The sequence below is a fragment of the Mesorhizobium sp. YL-MeA3-2017 genome, from assembly GCF_030814575.1.
GTDB lineage: Bacteria > Pseudomonadota > Alphaproteobacteria > Rhizobiales > Rhizobiaceae > Mesorhizobium > Mesorhizobium terrae.
This window is the reverse complement of record NZ_JAUSVH010000001.1, coordinates 151,709-169,515: the sequence shown is the minus strand read 5'-3', so window position 1 is coordinate 169,515 and position 17,807 is coordinate 151,709. Positions and strand designations below refer to the sequence as shown.

Sequence of the window (17,807 nt, the reverse complement as noted above, 5' to 3'; positions counted from 1 at the left end):
CGTTGCCTGTTTCGGATCAGAAATGGTGACGCGTCAGCGGGCGTTCAGCAGACCCGGCTGTTTTTCGATGGCCGTGATGATCTGATATGCAGCCTTGACCCGGATCGGGTTGGGATAGCTTTTGTTGGCCAGCATGACGATGCCGATCTTTTCCGCCGGAACGAAAACGGCGTAGGCACCAAAGCCGTTGGTGGAGCCGGTCTTGTTGATCAGCACGTCATCTCCCGCCTCTTGCGGCGGAACCAGTCTTTCCACCTTGTGTGGCTTGAGAGCCATGTCCGATGAATTGCCGGCAAGCAGCACGTCGAGTGTCGTCGGATAAGAATAGGTCTCCCATCCCAGGCCCTGGGTGGTGTTGTCGACTTTGTAATATCCGGTGTGGGTGGCGACGATCGCGCCTTTCATCGCGGCATCGAGGCTGGAACTGTCCATGTTCAGTTCCAGATACCGCGCCATATCCGTCGAGGTCGTCTTGACGCCATAGGCTTCCGAACCGAACGGACCTGACGAGACTCGGATCGGCTTGTCGGCCTTCGAATAGCCGAAAGCATAATCGGCCATGCGGGATTCAGGGACCTTGATGAAGGTGCTCGTCAGGCCGAACGCGGGGAAAAGCTTCTGCTCCATCAGATCAGCGAAAGGCTTGCCCATGCTCTTGGCGGCCAATTCTCCGAAGAGGCCGATGCTCGGGTTGGAGTACTGGCGGTAGGTGCCGGCAGCATAGTCCGGCCGCCAGCTCTTGAAGAAGGCGACAATTCCATCCTGACCCTTCACGCTGTCCGGAAACTGCAGGGGCAGGCCGCCGGCGGCATAGGTGCCGAGATCAAGCAGACTGACCTTCTCGAGCGCGCTGCCAGCCAAGGCCGGCATGTATTTGACCGCTGGATCCGATAGAGCCATCGTACCGGTTTGCTGCGCATAGGCGGCAAGCGTGGCGGTGAAGGTCTTGCTGATCGAACCGATCTCGAAAATGGTGTTTTCAGTGACCTTCTGGCCGCTTTCCTTCGATGCCACGCCGTAGTTGAAGAAGTAGCGCTTGCCCTTGATGGTAACGGCAACGGCCATGCCGAGAACGTCGTTTTCCTTCATGACCGGTTCGATCGCCTTGGCGACGATGCGGCCGAGTTGACCTTGTTCGCTTTCCGCCGCCTGCGCATTCGCGCCGAGCGCGAGCCAGGCAAAAGCAACAGACCCAAGCCTCGAAAAGGTAATATTTCTCATGGCAGCTACAGCATCCTCGTGGTTGTGCGATCCGCGGCGCCTGGGAGGGCTGCGGTCGTTGATCGCTTTTGTATGTCCAAAGACCCGCATATCGAAATCCGGGCTGTAATTTGAAGCAGGGAAGCCGATCGGGTGAAGCTGGTATAGGTGGCCTGTACGCATCGAACAAACGACGATATCTAGCGCCAGCCATTAGAAGAATTTGGGTGTTCCGTGGTTCGACCTCATCTTCCCCTCAACGCGCTGCGGGCATTCGAAGCTTCGGCGCGGCACCTTAGCTTCACCAAGGCGGCGATCGAGCTGTGCGTGACGCAGGCCGCCGTCAGCCATCACGTAAAGAGCCTCGAAGGCCAATTGAACGTCATCCTGTTCAACCGGCTGCCTCGCGGCCTGATGCTGACGCCGGAAGGCGAAACGTTGCTGCCGGCGCTGCGCGAGGCGTTCGACCGCATCGCCGGAACGCTGGAACGTTTCGAGGGTGGCCACTATCGCGAGGTGTTGCGCGTCGGTGCGGTGGCGACGTTGGCGGTCGGCTGGCTGTTGCCGCGCCTCGCCGATTTCCAGGCGCGGCATCCTTTCATCGATCTGCGTCTTTCCACGAACAACAACCGTGTCGACATCGCCGCCGAGGGGCTGGACTACGCGATCCGCTTCGGGGCAGGGGCATGGCATGGTGTCGAGGCGGTCCGACTGCTGGAGGCACCACTTTCGGCGCTATGCGTTCCCAGCATCGCGGAGCAGCTCCACACGCCGGCCGACGTTTCCAGGCACACGCTGCTGCGTTCCTACCGCGCCGACGAGTGGCCGCAATGGCTGGCCGCGGCCGGCGCGCCGGCTAACATGCCGGTGCCGAAGAGCATCGTCTTCGATTCCTCGCTCGCCATGATGGAAGCGGCCTTCCAGGGTGCCGGCATTGCCTTGGCGCCGCCGCTGATGTTTTCCCGCCACCTCTTGGCCGACGCCATTCGGCAGCCCTTCTCCGTTGCCGTGACCATGGGGAGTTATTGGCTGACTCGCCTGCAGTCGCGCGCCGAAACGCCGGCAATGGTGGCTTTCCATGACTGGCTGGTGGAGGCAGCGAACGCCTGATGGGTTCGACCTGCTCGACACATCTTCTCGCTGCCTGAGATCAGCTCGGAATTGGCGCGGCCCCGCGCTTTCGGCGCGAGCCAAGCGCCCACAAGCGGAACCGATCGAGATAAATGTAGATGACCGGCGTCGTATAAAGGGTGAGCATTTGGCTGAGGATCAAGCCGCCGACGATCGCAACGCCGAGCGGCTGTCTGAGCTCGCTGCCTTCGCCAAGGCCGATGGCAAGGGGGACCGCGCCGAGCAGGGCTGCCATGGTGGTCATCATGATGGGCCGGAAACGCAGAAGGCACGCCTGGGAGATGGCGTCGCGCGCCGACATGCCCTGCTTGCGCTCGGCGTCCAGCGCGAAGTCGATCATCATGATGGCGTTCTTCTTGACGATGCCGATCAGGAGGATCACGCCGATCATCGCCATGATCGAGAACTCGATGCCGAAGGCGCCAAGCGCCAGCAGCGCGCCGACACCCGCCGACGGCAAGGTCGACAGGATGGTGAGCGGGTGGACATAGCTCTCATAGAGCATGCCCAGCACCACATAGACCGCTAGCAGTGCTGCCAGGATCAGCATCGGTTCGTTCGCAAGCGATTGCTGGAAGACGTTGGCGGTACCCTGGAATCCACCGTGGATGGTTACCGGCATGCCGATACGGTCCTGGGCCGCGTTGATCGCGGCAATCGCTTCGCCCAGCGCGACGCCCGGCGCCAGGTTGAAGGAAATGGTGGTGGCGACGAACAATCCCTGGTGGTTCACCGACAGCGGCGTGTTGCCTGGGGCATAGCTGGCAACGGCCGATAGCGGCACCATGGTTTCCCGCGCCGTGCTGACGGCGGCCCCGGTCGAACTCGCCGTCTTGCCGACAGCGCCAATGGAATTGTTGGCCTGATTGACCGCGGCATCGGAAACCTGCGCCGACGCGGCGCTCTTCTGACCCGATACGAAGGTTCCAGCCACCGCGTTGGTCTTTTGCGAGCCGCTGACCGAACCGCCCGACTTGCTGATATAGACCTGCTTGAGCGTGTCGGGGTGCTGCCAGTATTCCGGCGCCACCTCCATGATGACGTGATACTGGTTGCGGGCCACATAGATGGTCGAGACCTGGCGCTGGCCGAAAGCATCGTAAAGCGTGCTGTCGATCTGGCTGACGGTGATACCCAGCCGCGCCGCCGTATCCCGGTCTATGGTGAGGTCGATGTCCAGCCCCTTGTTCTGCTGGTCGCTGTTGACGTCGGTGAGCTTGGGTTCGGTTTGCAGGGCTATCGTCAGCTTCTGCGCCCAATCGCGGATTTCATCGGCGTCGTCGCCCTGCAACGTGTATTGGAATTGGGCATTGGACTGGCGCCCGCCAGCGCGAATGTCCTGCACCGACTGCAGGAAGAGCGTGGCGCCGGGTACGACGGCGAGTTGCGTCCTCAAACGCGCGATGACCGCGTCAGCCGAAACGTTGCGTTCGGCCTGCGGCTTCAGCGCCACATACATGGCGCCCGAATTGGTCTGGCCTCCGCCTGTGAAGGCGACCGCGCTGGCGACCGCCGGATCGTTCTTCACGATCTCGGCGAAACGGTTGACCTTGTCAGACATCGACTGGAACGAAATAGACTGATCGGCTTGGACAGAACCGACCAGCAACCCCGTATCCTGCTGGGGGAAAAAGCCTTTCGGGATAATGACATAGAGGTAACCGTTGAGGCAGAGCGTGGCCAGAAGCAGCAGCATGATCAGCCGCGGATGCCCGAGCGTCCACGACAGCGTGCTGCGATAGAAGTTGAACATGGCCTCGAAGGCGGCTTCGCTTGCCCGGTAGAGGCGCCCGTGCGGACCGCGTTCTTCCTTGCGCAACAGCACCGAGCACATCATGGCCGTGGTGGTCAGCGAGACGACCAGCGAAATCAAGATCGCCGCCGAAAGGGTGACCGCGAATTCGCGAAACAGCCGCCCGATGATGCCGCCCATCAACAGGATCGGGATGAAGACGGCAATTAGCGAAACGCTCATCGACAGGACGGTGAAGCCGACCTCCTGCGTACCCTTGATCGCCGCCTGGACGGGAGACAGGCCTGCGGAGCGGTGCCGTGCGACGTTTTCAAGGACGACGACCGCATCGTCGACGACAAAGCCGGTCGCCACCGTCAGCGCCATCAGCGACAAATTGTCGAGACTGAAGCCAAGCAGATACATGACGCCCAGCGTGCCGACCAGCGAGACCGGGACCGCCACGACCGGTATCAGCGTGGCGCGTACGTCGCGCAAGAAGGCGAAGACGACCAGGATGACCAGGCCGAGCGCGATCATCAATGTGAGCTCGACCTCCTTCAGCGAGGCGCGGATCGTGTTGGATCGGTCGACGGCGACCGAAAGATCGATCGCCGGCGAGATCGACGCCTTCAGCGTCGGGATCAGATCCTTCACCCGGTCGACGGTATCGATGATGTTGGCGTTCGGCGACCTGGTCATGACGATGAGAACGGCCGGCTTGCCATTGGCCAGGCCGGAATTGCGGATATTCTCGACGGAATCGACGACCTCGCCGACATCGGTCAGCCTGACCGGGGCGCCGTTGCGGTAGGCGACGATGAGGGGACGATAGTCTTCCGCACGCAGGCTCTGATCGTTGGCATAGATCTGATACCGCTCCGGCCCGACGTCGATGGCTCCTTTCGGCGCATGCGCGTTGGCTGAGCTCAATGCTGCGCGCACGTCTTCCAGCCCGATGCCGTAATGATAGAGGGTCTGCGGCGTTAGTTCGACACGCACTGCTGGCAAAGAACTGCCCGCGACGTCGACCTCGCCGATGCCTTCGACCTGCGAAAGTTTCTGCGCCAGAACGGTGCTTGCGGTGTCGTAGATCTGGCCGCGCGTCAGCGTGTCGGAGGTCAGCGCCAGGACCAAGATCGGCGCGTCCGCCGGGTTGACCTTCCTGTAGGTCGGGTTGGAGCGAAGGCTGGCTGGCAGGTCCGCCCGAGCTGCGTTGATGGCGGCCTGCACGTCACGCGCGGCACCGTCGATGTCACGATCGAGACCGAATTGCAGCGTCACCCGCGTCGAGCCGACACTACTGGACGAGGTCATTTCATTGACGTCGGCGATTTCGCCGAGATGCCGTTCGAGCGGGCTCGCCACCGTGTTGGCCATCACCTGCGGACTGGCGCCAGGCATGGAGGCGCGCACGGAAATGACGGGATAGTCGACCTGCGGCAGTGGCGAGACCGGCAACAATGGAAAAGCCACCAGTCCCGTCGCGAACAGGCCGATAGTGAGCAGCATGGTCGCCACCGGACGCCGGATGAACGGGACTGACAGGTTCATGGCGCGAAGTCCGCGCCACGTCCCCGGGCTATTTCCGGGCCGGCGCCACGCAGGCGGGTCGCCAGCCGGTCGAACCACAGGTAGATGACCGGCGTCGTGAACAGAGTCAGCACCTGGCTGAACAGCAAGCCGCCGACGATGCTGACGCCGAGCGGATGGCGCAGTTCTGAACCGACACCGGTGCCGAGCATCAGCGGCAGTGCGCCAAGGACGGCGGCGACCGTGGTCATCAGGATCGGCCGGAAGCGCAGGAGACACGCCTGGAAGATGGCATCGCGCGGCGACTTGCCTTCGTTGCGTTGTGCGTCGAGCGCGAAGTCGATCATCATGATCGCGTTCTTCTTGACGATACCAATCAGCAGGATGATGCCGATCAGCGCAATGATGGTCAGGTCTTCGCCGGCGATCATCAGCGCAAGCAGTGCGCCGATGCCTGCGGATGGCAACGTCGAGAGAATGGTGATCGGGTGGATGAAACTCTCATAGAGAACGCCGAGCACGATATAGACCGTCACCACCGCCGCCAGGATCAGGAACAGCTCATTGCCAAGCGAGGCCTGGAAGGCACTGGCCGTGCCCTGGAAAGAGGCGGTCACGGACGCCGGCATGCCGATTTCGGCCTGCGCCTGCTGGATTGCGGCCACCGCGCCGCCGAGCGAAGCGCCCGGCGCAAGATTGAATGAAACGGTCGTCGCCGGGAACTGGCCCATATGTGTGATCTGGAGCGGCACCGTGTCGACCCGCATCTTGGCGAAGACCGACAGCGATATCGGGCCACCGCCGGTCGATGTCGGCACGTAGATCGACGAAAGCGATTTGAGGGACTGCTGCAGTTCGGGATCGGCCTCGAGGATGACTCGGTACTGGTTGGAGGCGGTGAAGATGGTCGAGACGATGCGCTGGCCGAAAGCATCGTAGAGCGCGTTGTCGACCGTGGCCGGCGTGACGCCGAAGCGGGCAGCCTGGTCGCGATCGATATCGACGAAGACGGCGAGACCACGATTAGAAAGATCGCTCGCAACGTCAGCCAGTTGCGGCAAGGTGTTTAGTTTGTCGATCAGCTTCGGCGTCCATTCGGCCAGCTCGCCGGCGCTCGCATCCTGGAGCACGAATTGATACTGCGTGCGGCTGACGGTGCCGTCGATCGTCAGATCCTGCACCGGCTGCATGTAGAGGGTGATGCCGGGCAGGGCGGCGGCTTCCTTTTTCAACCGGGCGATGACGGTCGAGATGTCAGCGGTGCGCTGCTCGTGCGATTTCAGATTGATCAGCATGCGGCCGACATTCAGCGTCGTGTTGGTGCCGTCGACGCCGATGAAGGAGGACAGGCTTTCCACGTCCTTGTCTTGCAGGATGACTGCGGCAAGCCGCTGTTGCTGGTCCGCCATCGCTGCATAGGATGTCGATTGCCGCGCCTCGGTGACGGCCTGGATCACGCCGGTATCCTGAACCGGAAAGAAGCCCTTCGGGATTTCGACATAGAGGATCGCGGTGGCCACCAGCGTGGCAAAGGTGACCGCGAGCGTCACTGCCTGCCGGTCGAGCACCCAGTTCAACATGCGACCATAGCCGCGGATCACCCATTCGAAGAAATCGTGGCTGGCGCGCTGGAAGGCGTTTTCGCGCACCTCAGAGATCGGTTGCAGCAGCCTGGCGCAGGCCATGGGCACGAGCGTCAGCGAGACCACCGCCGATATCAGGATGGTGGTGGCGAGGGTGACGGCGAATTCGCGGAACAGCCGCCCGACGACGTCGCTCATGAACAGCAGTGGGATCAGCACCGCGATCAGCGAAACGGTCAGCGAGATGATGGTGAAGCCGATCTGCTCGGAGCCCTTAAGCGCCGCTTGCAGCGGTGTGTCGCCTTCCTCGATGTAGCGCGAGATGTTCTCAATCACCACGATGGCATCATCAACGACGAAGCCGGTCGCCACTGTCAGTGCCATCAGCGACAGATTGTCGAGGCTGTAGCCGAACATGTACATGACGCCCAGCGTGCCTACGAGGGAGAGCGGTACCGACAGGCTGGGGATCAGCGTGGCGCGGGCGCTGCGCAGGAAAACGAAGATGACCAGCACGACCAGGACGATGGCCAGCGACAGCTCGTATTCGACATCGTGCACCGAGGCGCGGATGGTCGTGGTGCGGTCGGTGAGCACAGCGACGTCGACGGAATGCGGCAGCGAGGCTTGTAGCTGTGGCAGCAGCGCCTTGATGCGGTCAACCACGTCGATGACGTTGGCACCGGGCTGGCGCTGCACGTTGACGATGATCGCCGGCGTGGTGTTCATCCAGGCGGCGAGCTTGTTGTTCTCGGTGGCGTCCACCACGGCGCCGACATCGCTCAACCTTACGGGCGCGCCGTTCTTGTAGGCCACGATCAGCGACCTGTACTGATCGGCGCTCTGCAGCTGGTCGTTGGCGTTGACGGTGTAGGCGCGCGAAGGGCCGTCGAAATTGCCCTTGGGCTGGTTGACGTTCGCGCTGGCCAGCGTGGTGCGCAAATCGTCCATGTTGAGCCCGTAGGCGGCGAGCTTGCGCAGATCGGCCTGGACACGCACGGCCGGTCGCTGCCCACCCGACAACGAAACCAGGCCGACGCCGGGAAGCTGCGAGATTTTCTGCGCCAGACGCGTGTCGGCGAGCGCCTGCACGTCGCGCAGCGCCATGTTCGTCGAGGTGAGGCCGAGCGTCAGCACCGGCGCGTCGGCGGGGTTGACCTTGGCATAGATCGGCGGTGCCGGCAGATCGGCTGGCAGCAGATTGCCGGCCGCGTTGATGGCCGCCTGGACCTCCTGCTCGGCGACGTCGAGCGAAATGGCCAGGCTGAACTGCAGCGTGATCACCGAGGAACCGGCCGAGCTGATCGAATTCATCTGCTCCAGATTGGGGATCTGGCCAAGCTGCACCTCAAGCGGTGCAGTGATGGAAGAGGTCATCACGTCCGGGCTGGCGCCGGGATAGAAGGTCTGGACCTGGATGGTCGGGTAATCGACCTGGGGCAGGGCGGAAATCGGCAGGAAACGAAACGCCAGAATGCCCGACAGCATGATCGCGACCATCAGCAGCGATGTCGCGACCGGCCGCAGGATAAACGGGCGGGACGGATTCATGGCGATTGGCCGGTCTGGTTGCGCCGGTGTTTGCCGTCGCCGTGCTTGTGTGCTGAGGCATCCGGCTTGGCCGGGTCGCCTTGCTGCGGCGCGGGCGGCGTGGCTGCGACTGGTGGCGTCGCGGCATCATTGCCCGGTTGCGCCGCGTTGATCTTCATGCCGTCGCGCAACCTGTCGACGCCATCGACGACCACCGTCTCGCTGGCCTTCAAGCCGGAGAGTATCTGGGTTTTCTCGCCATTCATGGTGCCAAGCGTCACGGTGCGCACGGAAACCGTGCTGTCGGCGTTCACCACATAGACGAAGGTGCCCGGCGCGCCGCGCTGGACAGCGGCGGTCGGCGCGATGATGGCGTCGGCATGGGTGTCGACGAGAAGCCGGATGTTGACGAATTGGTTGGGGAAGAGGGCGTGGTCCTCGTTCGCGAAGGTCGCGCGCAACTTGATCGTGCCGGTCGTCGGGTCGATCGCGCTGTCGAAGGTTTCCAGTTGCCCGTCGCCCAGTTTGGCATTGCCGGTGCGGTCGAACGCGGTGACGGGCAGCGTGGCGCCCTGGCCGAGACGCCGGCGGATTGCCGAGAGCTGGTCCTCCGGCACGGTGAACAGCACGCTGATCGGCTGCAGCCGCGTGATGACCACGATGCCGTTGGCATCGCCGGGCGTTACGTAGTTGCCTTCGTCCACCAGGCGCAGGCCTGCACGGCCGTCGACCGGCGAGACGATGCTGGTGTTGGAGAGATTGACCTTGGCCGCCTGCACGGTTGCCAGGTCCGACGCCAGCGTGCCCTGATACTGCGTCACAAGGGCCGCCTGTGTGTCATAAGCCTGGCGCGTGGTGGCGCCGGTCTTGACCGTCGTTTCGGCTCGGGTCAGATCCAGTTTCGCGTTGTCCAGGAGGGCCTGGTCACGGGCCAGCTGGCCCACCGCCTGCCCGAGTGACGCCTCAAAGGAGCGCGAGTCGATCTTGGCGAGCAGGTCGCCTTTCTTGACATCCTGTCCTTCCTTGAAGGCGATCTGGACAAGCTGACCGGTGACCTGGGTACGCACCGTCACGGTGGCGAGCGATGTCACCGTGCCCAGGGCGTCGAGCGTGACGTCGACATTGCCGGTCGAGATCGTCGCGGTGCCGACGGCGGCGGGCGGCGCGGAGCGCCGGCTGAAACTGGGAGCCGGTTGCTGCGTCGGTTGCGACCGCTGCCACCACCAGTAGCCGCCGGACGCGATCACCGCCAGAACGACAAGCCATGCCAGCCAACTGCCCGATCGACGTTGCTCGGCAGCCTGCGCTTCCTTTGGAAGTTCCACACGCTGTTCCAAGGCCGCACTCTCCAGCGATTCGCCTGTTTTTTAAGACGAAGGCCCCGGCGTGTCGAATTAACAGTTCGCAAGGTTGGCTTGTCGGGACCAGTGCTCAGGGACCAATGGCGGCGCGGAAACGGAACGCGAAATCCTCCATTACGCTCGGTTCCGCATCCGAAACGGCCCAGTAGGAGAAGGCCCCGTCGTCCCATCGCAGCATTGAGAAGCCTCCACCTGTCGGCTTGGAGGGCATCGGCGTGGCGGTTCCTTCACGGGGGATTGCAACCAGCGTGATCAGGTGTTCGCGATAGCGGTAGACGAGTGCAGGCACCGGCCGATTGCCGACGACTTCGACGCGCCCGCCGACGAGCGAGAAACCGTCCTTGGTCAGATCCGGCGCAGGAGGAGACACACCGATCCTGGCATCCAGCCACGGTTTCACCGTATGGCGATCCGAAGAGACGACATCCACTGGCGCGGCTGCCAGCAGGCTGCGGCGATGGTCATTGGCGATCGCCGTGGCAAAATCCTCCTGCATGCCGGGCGCCATCATCCAGTAGGTTGCTCCGCTCGCCAGCCCGGCGGTGACAACGACCGACGCGGCAAGGGCGCGCCAATCGTCCCACCGAGCTTTCCATGAGATGTTGTTGTTGGCTGGCGAGGGTGCCTTTTCGCCTTCCTGCGCCAACGCCGCCATGCGCGCGGCAAAAGCGGGATCGGCTTCCGTTCGAGGCAATGCGAGAACTGCCCGCCGCAGGGCGACGATGCGCTGATGTTCCGCAGCAAGCGTTGGGTCTTCGGCGAGCCGCCGCTCGAGCGTCATGGCCTTCGCTGCGTCGAGTTCGCCATCGACAAGCGCGTGAAGGAGCAGGTGCAAATCCCGAGAATCTCTGGGCAATCCGTCCTTGTCAATCATGACTTGCCCCCGAGCTTCGAGATCAGCGCGGCACGTGCCCGCGCGAGGCGCGACATGACGGTGCCCAGCGGCAGATCAAGCACCGCCGCGATCTCGCGATAGGCCAGATCGTTGACATCGCGCAACACGATCACCTCGCGAAACGGATGTGGGAGTGCCGCGATGGCAGCCTCTAAGGCCGCGTGGTCGCTCTTGGCGATGAGCGCTGCCTCCGGACCATTGGCGAACGGAGCGTCGTTGCCGTACCCCGTCGCCAATTCATCAAGGTCGGTCATGTCGCCGACCACGACGACATTGCGCGGACGATTGCGTGCAAGCCACGAATAGGAGGTGTTGCGTACGATCGTCAGCAACCAGGCCCGGGCGTTGCCGCCGGCATAGGTGCCAATACCGGCATGGGCCTTGAGACAGGCCTCCTGGACGACATCTTCCGCGTCGGTTGCGTTGCCGGTGAGCCAGCGAGCCAGCGACAAGGCATCGCCGAGATGGGGCAGAACCACCTCGCCAAACCGTCCGGCAGGAGCCTTGCCGCTCAACTCCACAGCATCATCCGGCACTCCGTAGCAGTGTCCAGAACCGCATTCAGGGCGTGACGACGACCTTGCCCTGCATGTGGGGGTGCAGTCCGCAATAATAGGCGAAGTCGCCAGCCTTGGAAAAGGTGAAGGTATAGGTGTCGCTGGTGTCAAGCGCCTTGGATCGGAAACCGCCGTCCGTTGCCACGATCTGGTGCGGAATGTCGTCATCGTTACGAAAGGTGACCGTTGTCCCCGCCTTCACGGTCAGGGTCTGTGGGGTGAAGGCGAAGTTCTCGATCTTGATTGCGGGCGCATCCGCGGCATGCAGCGGTGCATTCACCGCAACGGACAGGCTGAGGCCGAAGAAGATCGCTGCCAGTTGCGGGGCAGGGGGACGAAAACGGAGCATAAGGTGTGTTCCTTTCCATTGGAATTCAGACATCTGCGAGGGTGGTGTCGATGATGGCGAGTTCGTTGGAACCCTGCTTCACCGAAACGCCGCTGGTACCGAGCAGGCCGCGCAATTTGCCAGCGTCGACCGTCATCGGTCCGGGCGCGGGGGCGGTGCCGGGCGCAGGCTGGGGGAAGGCGGTCGAACGCGCGGTATGGAATGTCACATTGCCTTCCACCTTCTGCATGATCTGGTGGATGTGGCCGTTGAGGACGGTGACCGAGCCGAAGCGCTTGAGCAGTGCCAGCGCTTGGGCCGCGTCGTCGGTGCCCCATCCCCATTCGGGATAGATGGCCCAGAGCGGAATGTGGGCGAAGACCACGATCGGCGTGGAACTGCTCAATGCGCGTAAATCATCGGCCAGCCAGGTGAGCTGCTCGGCGCCAAGATTGCCAAGTCCTCCTGCCTTCAGATTGACGACGTTGACGAGACCGACGAAGTGCACGCCGTTCTGGTCGAAAGAATACCAGCCGGCGCCCTTGGTACCCTTGCCGTAACGGTCGAGATAGGCTTGCCCGTTGGCGTCATCGACGAGGTCGTGCTCGCCGGGCACGTAATGCACGTCAAAGCCCGCGCCACCGATAATCTGGGCGGCGTTGTCGAACTGTGCCGGCTTGGAAAGATGCGTGATGTCACCGGTGTGGATCAGGAAGGCTGGCTTCACCTGCAACGTCGCGATCTTCGCCATCGCCTCTTTCAGCGTGTCGATGGCGTGCGGGTTGGCGGCCTTGTCGAAGCCGATATGGCTGTCCGATATCTGCAGGAAGGTGAATCCGGACGAAAGCGCCTCGGCTGCCTCGGCCTGGCCGAGCAGATTGAGCGATTTGGGAACGCCGCCTGAAATCGTCCATAACACGCCTGTACCCGCCCAGATCATGCATTCGAGTGCGTGGCGCCGGCTTATGCCATGCTCGTCATTGTCGTGATGGTGGCTCATGTGGATCTCCCATCGCGCCGTGTGTGGCGCATACTGGGGAGACCCGTGGAGGCGGCCGTTTATTCCATCGGTCCCTGCGTTGTTCGGTCACGAAGGCGTGATGGTGGATCGGTGACCTGTATGATCTGCAAGCCGGGCTGTTAGCGTCCGCCAGCGCCCAGGGTCAGCACTTCGAGCGGGGTTGTGATAACGATGTCCGCGGCTGACGACAGCGACTGCCCGATCCCTTGCGCGAAGCGGTTGACGCGGCTGGTCACGTCGGCATTTCTCCCAAGCGCGCGTGCATCTTCTTCGTTCAACCCTTGTCCCAAGAGTTTGATAACATTTGCATTGTCGGCAAAAGTGGTGTGACCCAGCTCATCGCCCGGCTTGACCTTGGAGAGGTCGACGACGATCACGCCGTAGCTGACAATGTCCTTGGCGTTGAGGTAGTCGCCCAGCCTTGGCTTGTCGCCGGCGATCCAGCTCGAAATATCCAGAGCCCGATCGTCCTTCGAGGCGAGCACGATGAAGGGATGCTTTGGTTTGCCATAGCGCTCCATCTGGCTCTTGAAGACATCGACGTCGAGATCGGGTGAAGCGAGCACAACATCGCCGAGCTTGCCGCTAAGGTCCTTGTCCTTGGTGATGGCGAGCTGGCGCAATGCCTCCATGGTCACCCAATTGCCGAGCGAATGAGCGACGATGTCGATGCGCTTGGCGCCGGATTTGGCGACGAGGCGGAGCGTTTCCTCCAGCGCGTCGCGGGCGACGGTGGCGCTGTTGGTGTCGTAGACATAGTCCACGGTCTTTCCTGCCGACGCCCAGGTAAACAGCACCGGAGCGCCGGTGTAGCCGGAGTCCTGGGCGATCTGGGTGATGCGGTAGACCGCGTCGTCAAAATGGGTGTTGTAACCGTGGATGAACACCAGGGCATGACCTCCATGCGCCTTGATGTCGGCACTGAGCGCCCTGGAAAAAGCCTCGTCGTCGCGATAGCCGGAAATTTCCTTCGCGGTGAAATATTTGGCTGGGTCCGCGACATTGCCGGGCGGGCGTTCGATACGGCCTGGTTTGTGGATCGCGGGCACGCTGACATCGACCATCGCATAGGCGGCCTTTCGCGATCGCTGGCCTGAATAGACTTCGCGTGGGTCTTTCGCTTTGGCGCGCGTGGTGGCGATGTAGATGTGGTGGTCGCGTGCGATCGACGAGGCGGGGGCCGCCGTCTCGGTGGCAGGAAGCAGATCATGCTGATTTCCGGCACAACCGCCCGCCAGTGCCAGGCTGGCGACTGCCAGTGCGCGGATGTGTGCGGAAATGCTGGAAAATCGTAGCACGGCCATTCCTCTAGCTGCCGGTCCGCAGCCAATCCAACAGTTTCGCCTCAAGACCACTGAAACCGCCGGTCCGAACCAAGAGCTAACAGTGCGCGTTTCCACTTTTGTCGAGCCGCTCAGGGCAAACGTCAGTGCTAATCAAGTCAAGGCAACCACGGCAGGACCAAGGATGGTGAGCAGGATGTTGCCGATCGCGTAAGGCACGGTGAAGCCGAGCGCGGGCGCTGGGCTTTCCGCGACATCGCTGGCGGCAAGCATGGCCGCATCCTGCGTCTGTGCACCGGCCAGCGCGCCCATCAGCAGCACCGGGTTTATCTTCAGGACGAAGTGACCAACGAACAGGCCGACGATCTGTGGCACCAGCGTGACGATGACACCGGCAAGCAGCAGAGTGACGCCGTGCGATCCCATCGCGGAAATGGCTTGCGGCCCGGCCGTCAAGCCAACGAGGGCGCAGAAGGAGGCAAGGCCGAAATCCCACATGATCTGGGTTGCCGCCACCGGCACGTTGGAGCGCTCGGGCCGGCGTGCATGCCACCAGCCGAAGATCAGGCCCGCGACGAGCGCACCGCCACCGGCGGAAAGCGTGATCGGCAAGCCAGCAACGGTCAGCGTCAGCAAGCCGATCAGCACGCCGACAAGCAGGCCGGCGGCAAGGAAGGCGACATCTGAACGGTTGTTGTTGTTTGCCACGGTGCCGATTTGCGGCAGCGCGGCGGCAAGCCGGTCGGCCGGGCCGGCGAGCGACAGCGTATCGCCCGGCAACAATATGGTTTGCGCCGTGACGGGGATGTCGTGTGATTGGCGGCGGATGCGACGCAGGAACAAGCCATGGCCAACGGCGCCCAGCTTTGCCACGGCATCGTGCAGGCTAAGCCCTGCGAAGGATGGATGAACGATCACCTCCGCGCCGTCGCCCAGAAGATCGTTGACGAGTTCCTCTGCGGCAACTTCCTTGCCGATCTGGCCGGCGACCTTGACGATGGCCGGTCGGTAGCCTTGGACAGAGACGAGATCGCCTCGCTGCAGGAGTAGGTCCGGCGTGACCATTAGATCCGCGCGGTTGCGGCGTACACGCTGTACCGCTGCCTGTGGACCGAACTTCCGTTCCAGTTCGCCGACTGTTTTGCCGTCGGCGGCATCGACACGGAAGACACGTGCCACTAGCGAACGGAAGTCGAGCAGTTCGCCGCCGGTGGTCAGGGCTTTGGCCTGCTCCGCTTCCAGTTTCTGCGCTGCATCCTTCAGATTGACGCCGATGAGGCGTGGGCCGACTTGCGAGCAGAACAGCACCACGCCGATGGTGCCGAAAACATAGGTAAGCGCGAAGGCAACCGCGGCATCGCCTTGCACCTTGCGCAACGCGTCCGCCGACAGGCCGAGTTCGTTCAGAGCACCGTAGGCGGTGCCGAGCATCGCAGTCTGGGTAAGGCCACCGGCGGCAACGCCGATGGCGATGCCCTGGTCGAGGCCGAACAGTCTGGCCACAAGCGCGGTGGTGAAGAGGCCAACCACAGCGACGACAACGGCGATCAGGGCCTGCGGCAATGTCGAGCGTCCGAGCGAGGCGAAGAATTGCGGGCCACTCTGGAAACCCACCGCGAAGACAAAAAGCAGGAAGGCGACGGACTTGAGTGTTGGTGACAGATCCGGCACCGCCCCGCCAAACACCGCGCCGAGGAAAGTTCCGGCAATAAGCGTTCCGGCGGCGTTGCCGAAGGAGAAGCCGGCAAGTTTCTGGCGCCCGAGCAGCACGCCGAGCGCCACGGTGAGGAACAGCATGGCTTCGGGCGTGCCGATGATGGGCTTCAAAAGGTCAAGCATCGGCGGTTTTCCAATCCCCAAAACCATCTCGACATCGCGGTGCGCCGGGCCGGGAGCCGTGCATGGCCCGGACCGGCGTCAAACCCGATGTAGCGTCAGTGTGCGAGCAGCATCGCGAAGTAGCCGAAGACGGTGAGCAACACGCCCGACACCGCATAACCGACCGGAAAACCGATCCACGGCACGTTGGAGCCGAGCAGCTTCGCCGCCTCGCGTGCTGGGCCGGAATGGCTGCGCGCACCGGCGACCCCGCCCATCAGAAGCGCTGGGTTCATCTTGAACACGTGATAGCCGATCGCCCACACCACGAAGGGGGGGATCGAGCAGGTCAAGAAACCGACGATGAATATCTTCACGGCAATGGTGCCAGTGAGCTGGGTCAGCAGATCGGCGCCGGCATTGATGCCGACGATGCAGACGAAAACGATCAGGCCCATGTCTTCCAGAATGTTGCGCGCGGCATTCGGCGTGTTGCCGAAGAAACGCAGCCTCGACACCACCGAGGACACCAGGATGCCGGACACCAGCAGGCCGCCGGCATTGCCGAGGCCGACGGCGGAACCGAAAGCCGGCACCTCGATCAGGCCGATGAGCAGGCCGAGGATCATGCCGAAGGACAGCGTGAGCAGATCGGTAGCCGTGTTATGGCGTGCGACCTTGCCGACCAGCTTGCCGGCGGCATCGACGGCGCTCTTCAAGCCCGTGAAGAACAACACGTCGAAACGTTCCAGCTTGGTTTCCAGACCGATCGGGATCGGCACGCCGCCGCGCTCGATGCGGGTGAGCTGCACCTGGCCGGCGATCGGCGAGGAGCGGTATTCCTTGAGCGCCTTTCCGATAGCGTCCTTGTTCATGACGACGATCTCGGCCTGATCAAGCGGGATGTTGAGCACGCGGGCGTCCGGAACTTCGGGGCCGATGATGCCCATGTGATCGGTCAGCGCGTTCAGGTTGCCGCCAAGCGCAAGGATGTCGCCGCGCTGAAGCTTGAGATCGGCATCGGCGCCGAGCAACTGTTTGCCACGCTCGACATTCTCGATCTGGTATTCCGGATAGGACTTGCGGAACTCGGCAATGGTCTTGCCCGCCACCTTGTCGCTGTCCAGCCGGTAGGCACGGAAACCGAACGGCTGGTAACCAGACAGGCCGGCATCGTCAACATTCGGCACACCGTGCTCCGCCTCATATTGCGTCGCGGCTGCCTTGGCGTCGACGCCCCACCATTGCGGCAGATATTTGGTGATCAGGATGATGCCGACCGTGCCCCAGATGTAGGTGATGCCGTAGGACAAGGCGATCATCGCCGAAACCTGGTCATGCGTGGTGCCGCCGGGCAGCGGCACGACGCCCGAGGTTATCGCCTGGTCGGCGGAACCGAGGGCGGCCGACATGGTCATGGCGCCGGCCAGGATGCCGCCGGCCGTGCCGATCGGCAGGTTGAGCAGCTTCACGCCGGCTACCACGATAAACAACCCCAAGAACGAGCAGAGCACCGCAAGGAAGGCGAACTTCAGCCCGTCGCCCTTCAGCCCGTTGATGAAGGAGGGGCCGACACGCAGGCCGACGCCATACATGAACAGGTAGTAGAAGAGCAGCTTGGTGAAATCGTCGAGCTGGAAGCGGGTGCCATAGTAGGACCCCAGCACCGCGACCGCGCAGCCGACGATGATCGACGCGGCGACCGAGCCGAGACCATACCCCTTGATCTGCCACGAGCCGACCCAGATCGACAGGCCGACCACGAGAAACAAGAGGATGTAAGGGTTGGCGCCCAGGAAACTCATAAAAGCAGCCATGGAGATGTCCTTTCGCTC

General features: G+C 62.8%; 12 protein-coding genes. 1 reads left to right on the top strand and 11 read right to left on the bottom strand.

The window, feature by feature from the left end:
* Nucleotides 1-33: 33 nt before the first annotated feature.
* A complete protein-coding gene (ampC, locus tag QFZ88_RS00670) occupies nt 34-1,221 on the bottom strand; it encodes a class C beta-lactamase (protein ID WP_024924039.1) in 1,188 nt (395 codons plus the stop codon).
* A gap of 213 nt (nt 1,222-1,434) precedes the next feature.
* Between ampC and QFZ88_RS00665 the strand changes: the two genes are divergently transcribed.
* Nucleotides 1,435-2,310, top strand: a complete 876-nt coding sequence (locus QFZ88_RS00665) for a LysR family transcriptional regulator (protein WP_024924038.1) — start codon at nt 1,435-1,437, stop codon at nt 2,308-2,310.
* A gap of 40 nt (nt 2,311-2,350) precedes the next feature.
* Here QFZ88_RS00665 and QFZ88_RS00660 read toward each other — a convergent pair whose 3' ends face one another.
* From QFZ88_RS00660 to QFZ88_RS00615, 10 genes are all read right to left on the bottom strand, one after another.
* Complete coding sequence (locus tag QFZ88_RS00660) at nt 2,351-5,617, bottom strand: efflux RND transporter permease subunit (RefSeq protein WP_024924037.1); 3,267 nt, start codon at nt 5,615-5,617, stop codon at nt 2,351-2,353.
* Nucleotides 5,614-8,730, bottom strand: a complete 3,117-nt coding sequence (locus tag QFZ88_RS00655; RefSeq protein WP_024924036.1) for an MdtB/MuxB family multidrug efflux RND transporter permease subunit — start codon at nt 8,728-8,730, stop codon at nt 5,614-5,616. The genes QFZ88_RS00660 and QFZ88_RS00655 overlap by 4 nt, the downstream gene beginning before the upstream one ends.
* Entirely contained in the window at nt 8,727-10,046 is a 1,320-nt protein-coding gene (locus QFZ88_RS00650; RefSeq protein WP_024924035.1) for an efflux RND transporter periplasmic adaptor subunit, read from the bottom strand. Before QFZ88_RS00650 ends, QFZ88_RS00655 begins: the two co-directional genes overlap by 4 nt.
* Nucleotides 10,047-10,140: 94 nt before the next feature.
* Nucleotides 10,141-10,905 (bottom strand): anti-sigma factor family protein, encoded by a 765-nt coding sequence (locus QFZ88_RS00645; RefSeq protein ID WP_244431306.1) that lies wholly within the window; start codon nt 10,903-10,905, stop codon nt 10,141-10,143.
* Nucleotides 10,906-10,940: 35 nt separating this feature from the next.
* Nucleotides 10,941-11,501: a sigma-70 family RNA polymerase sigma factor gene (locus tag QFZ88_RS00640; RefSeq protein WP_373426363.1), complete on the bottom strand. Its 561-nt coding sequence runs from the start codon at nt 11,499-11,501 to the stop codon at nt 10,941-10,943.
* Between the two features lie 25 nt (nt 11,502-11,526).
* Nucleotides 11,527-11,871: a cupredoxin domain-containing protein gene (locus QFZ88_RS00635; RefSeq protein ID WP_024924032.1), complete on the bottom strand. Its 345-nt coding sequence runs from the start codon at nt 11,869-11,871 to the stop codon at nt 11,527-11,529.
* 25 nt (nt 11,872-11,896) lie between these two features.
* Nucleotides 11,897-12,850, bottom strand: coding sequence for a metallophosphoesterase family protein (locus tag QFZ88_RS00630; protein ID WP_024924031.1), 954 nt, complete (start codon nt 12,848-12,850; stop codon nt 11,897-11,899).
* 140 nt (nt 12,851-12,990) lie between these two features.
* A complete protein-coding gene (locus QFZ88_RS00625) occupies nt 12,991-14,169 on the bottom strand; it encodes an alpha/beta hydrolase (protein WP_244431308.1) in 1,179 nt (392 codons plus the stop codon).
* A 138-nt stretch (nt 14,170-14,307) separates the two neighbouring features.
* Entirely contained in the window at nt 14,308-15,993 is a 1,686-nt protein-coding gene (aspT, locus tag QFZ88_RS00620; protein WP_024924029.1) for an aspartate-alanine antiporter, read from the bottom strand.
* Between the two features lie 95 nt (nt 15,994-16,088).
* Nucleotides 16,089-17,789, bottom strand: a complete 1,701-nt coding sequence (locus QFZ88_RS00615) for an aspartate:alanine exchanger family transporter (protein ID WP_024924028.1) — start codon at nt 17,787-17,789, stop codon at nt 16,089-16,091.
* Between the last annotated feature and the right edge of the window lie 18 nt (nt 17,790-17,807).

Bases quoted from the DNA above. Each gene is read 5' to 3' on its own strand.
- ampC (WP_024924039.1), bottom strand. From the start codon at position 1,221: ATGAGAAATATTACCTTTTCGAGGCTTGGGTCTGTTGCTTTTGCCTGG.
- QFZ88_RS00660 (WP_024924037.1), bottom strand. From the start codon at position 5,617: ATGAACCTGTCAGTCCCGTTCATCCGGCGTCCGGTGGCGACCATGCTG.
- QFZ88_RS00655 (WP_024924036.1), bottom strand. From the start codon at position 8,730: ATGAATCCGTCCCGCCCGTTTATCCTGCGGCCGGTCGCGACATCGCTG.
- QFZ88_RS00635 (WP_024924032.1), bottom strand. From the start codon at position 11,871: ATGCTCCGTTTTCGTCCCCCTGCCCCGCAACTGGCAGCGATCTTCTTC.
- QFZ88_RS00630 (WP_024924031.1), bottom strand. From the start codon at position 12,850: ATGAGCCACCATCACGACAATGACGAGCATGGCATAAGCCGGCGCCAC.
- aspT (WP_024924029.1), bottom strand. From the start codon at position 15,993: ATGCTTGACCTTTTGAAGCCCATCATCGGCACGCCCGAAGCCATGCTG.
- QFZ88_RS00615 (WP_024924028.1), bottom strand. From the start codon at position 17,789: ATGGCTGCTTTTATGAGTTTCCTGGGCGCCAACCCTTACATCCTCTTG.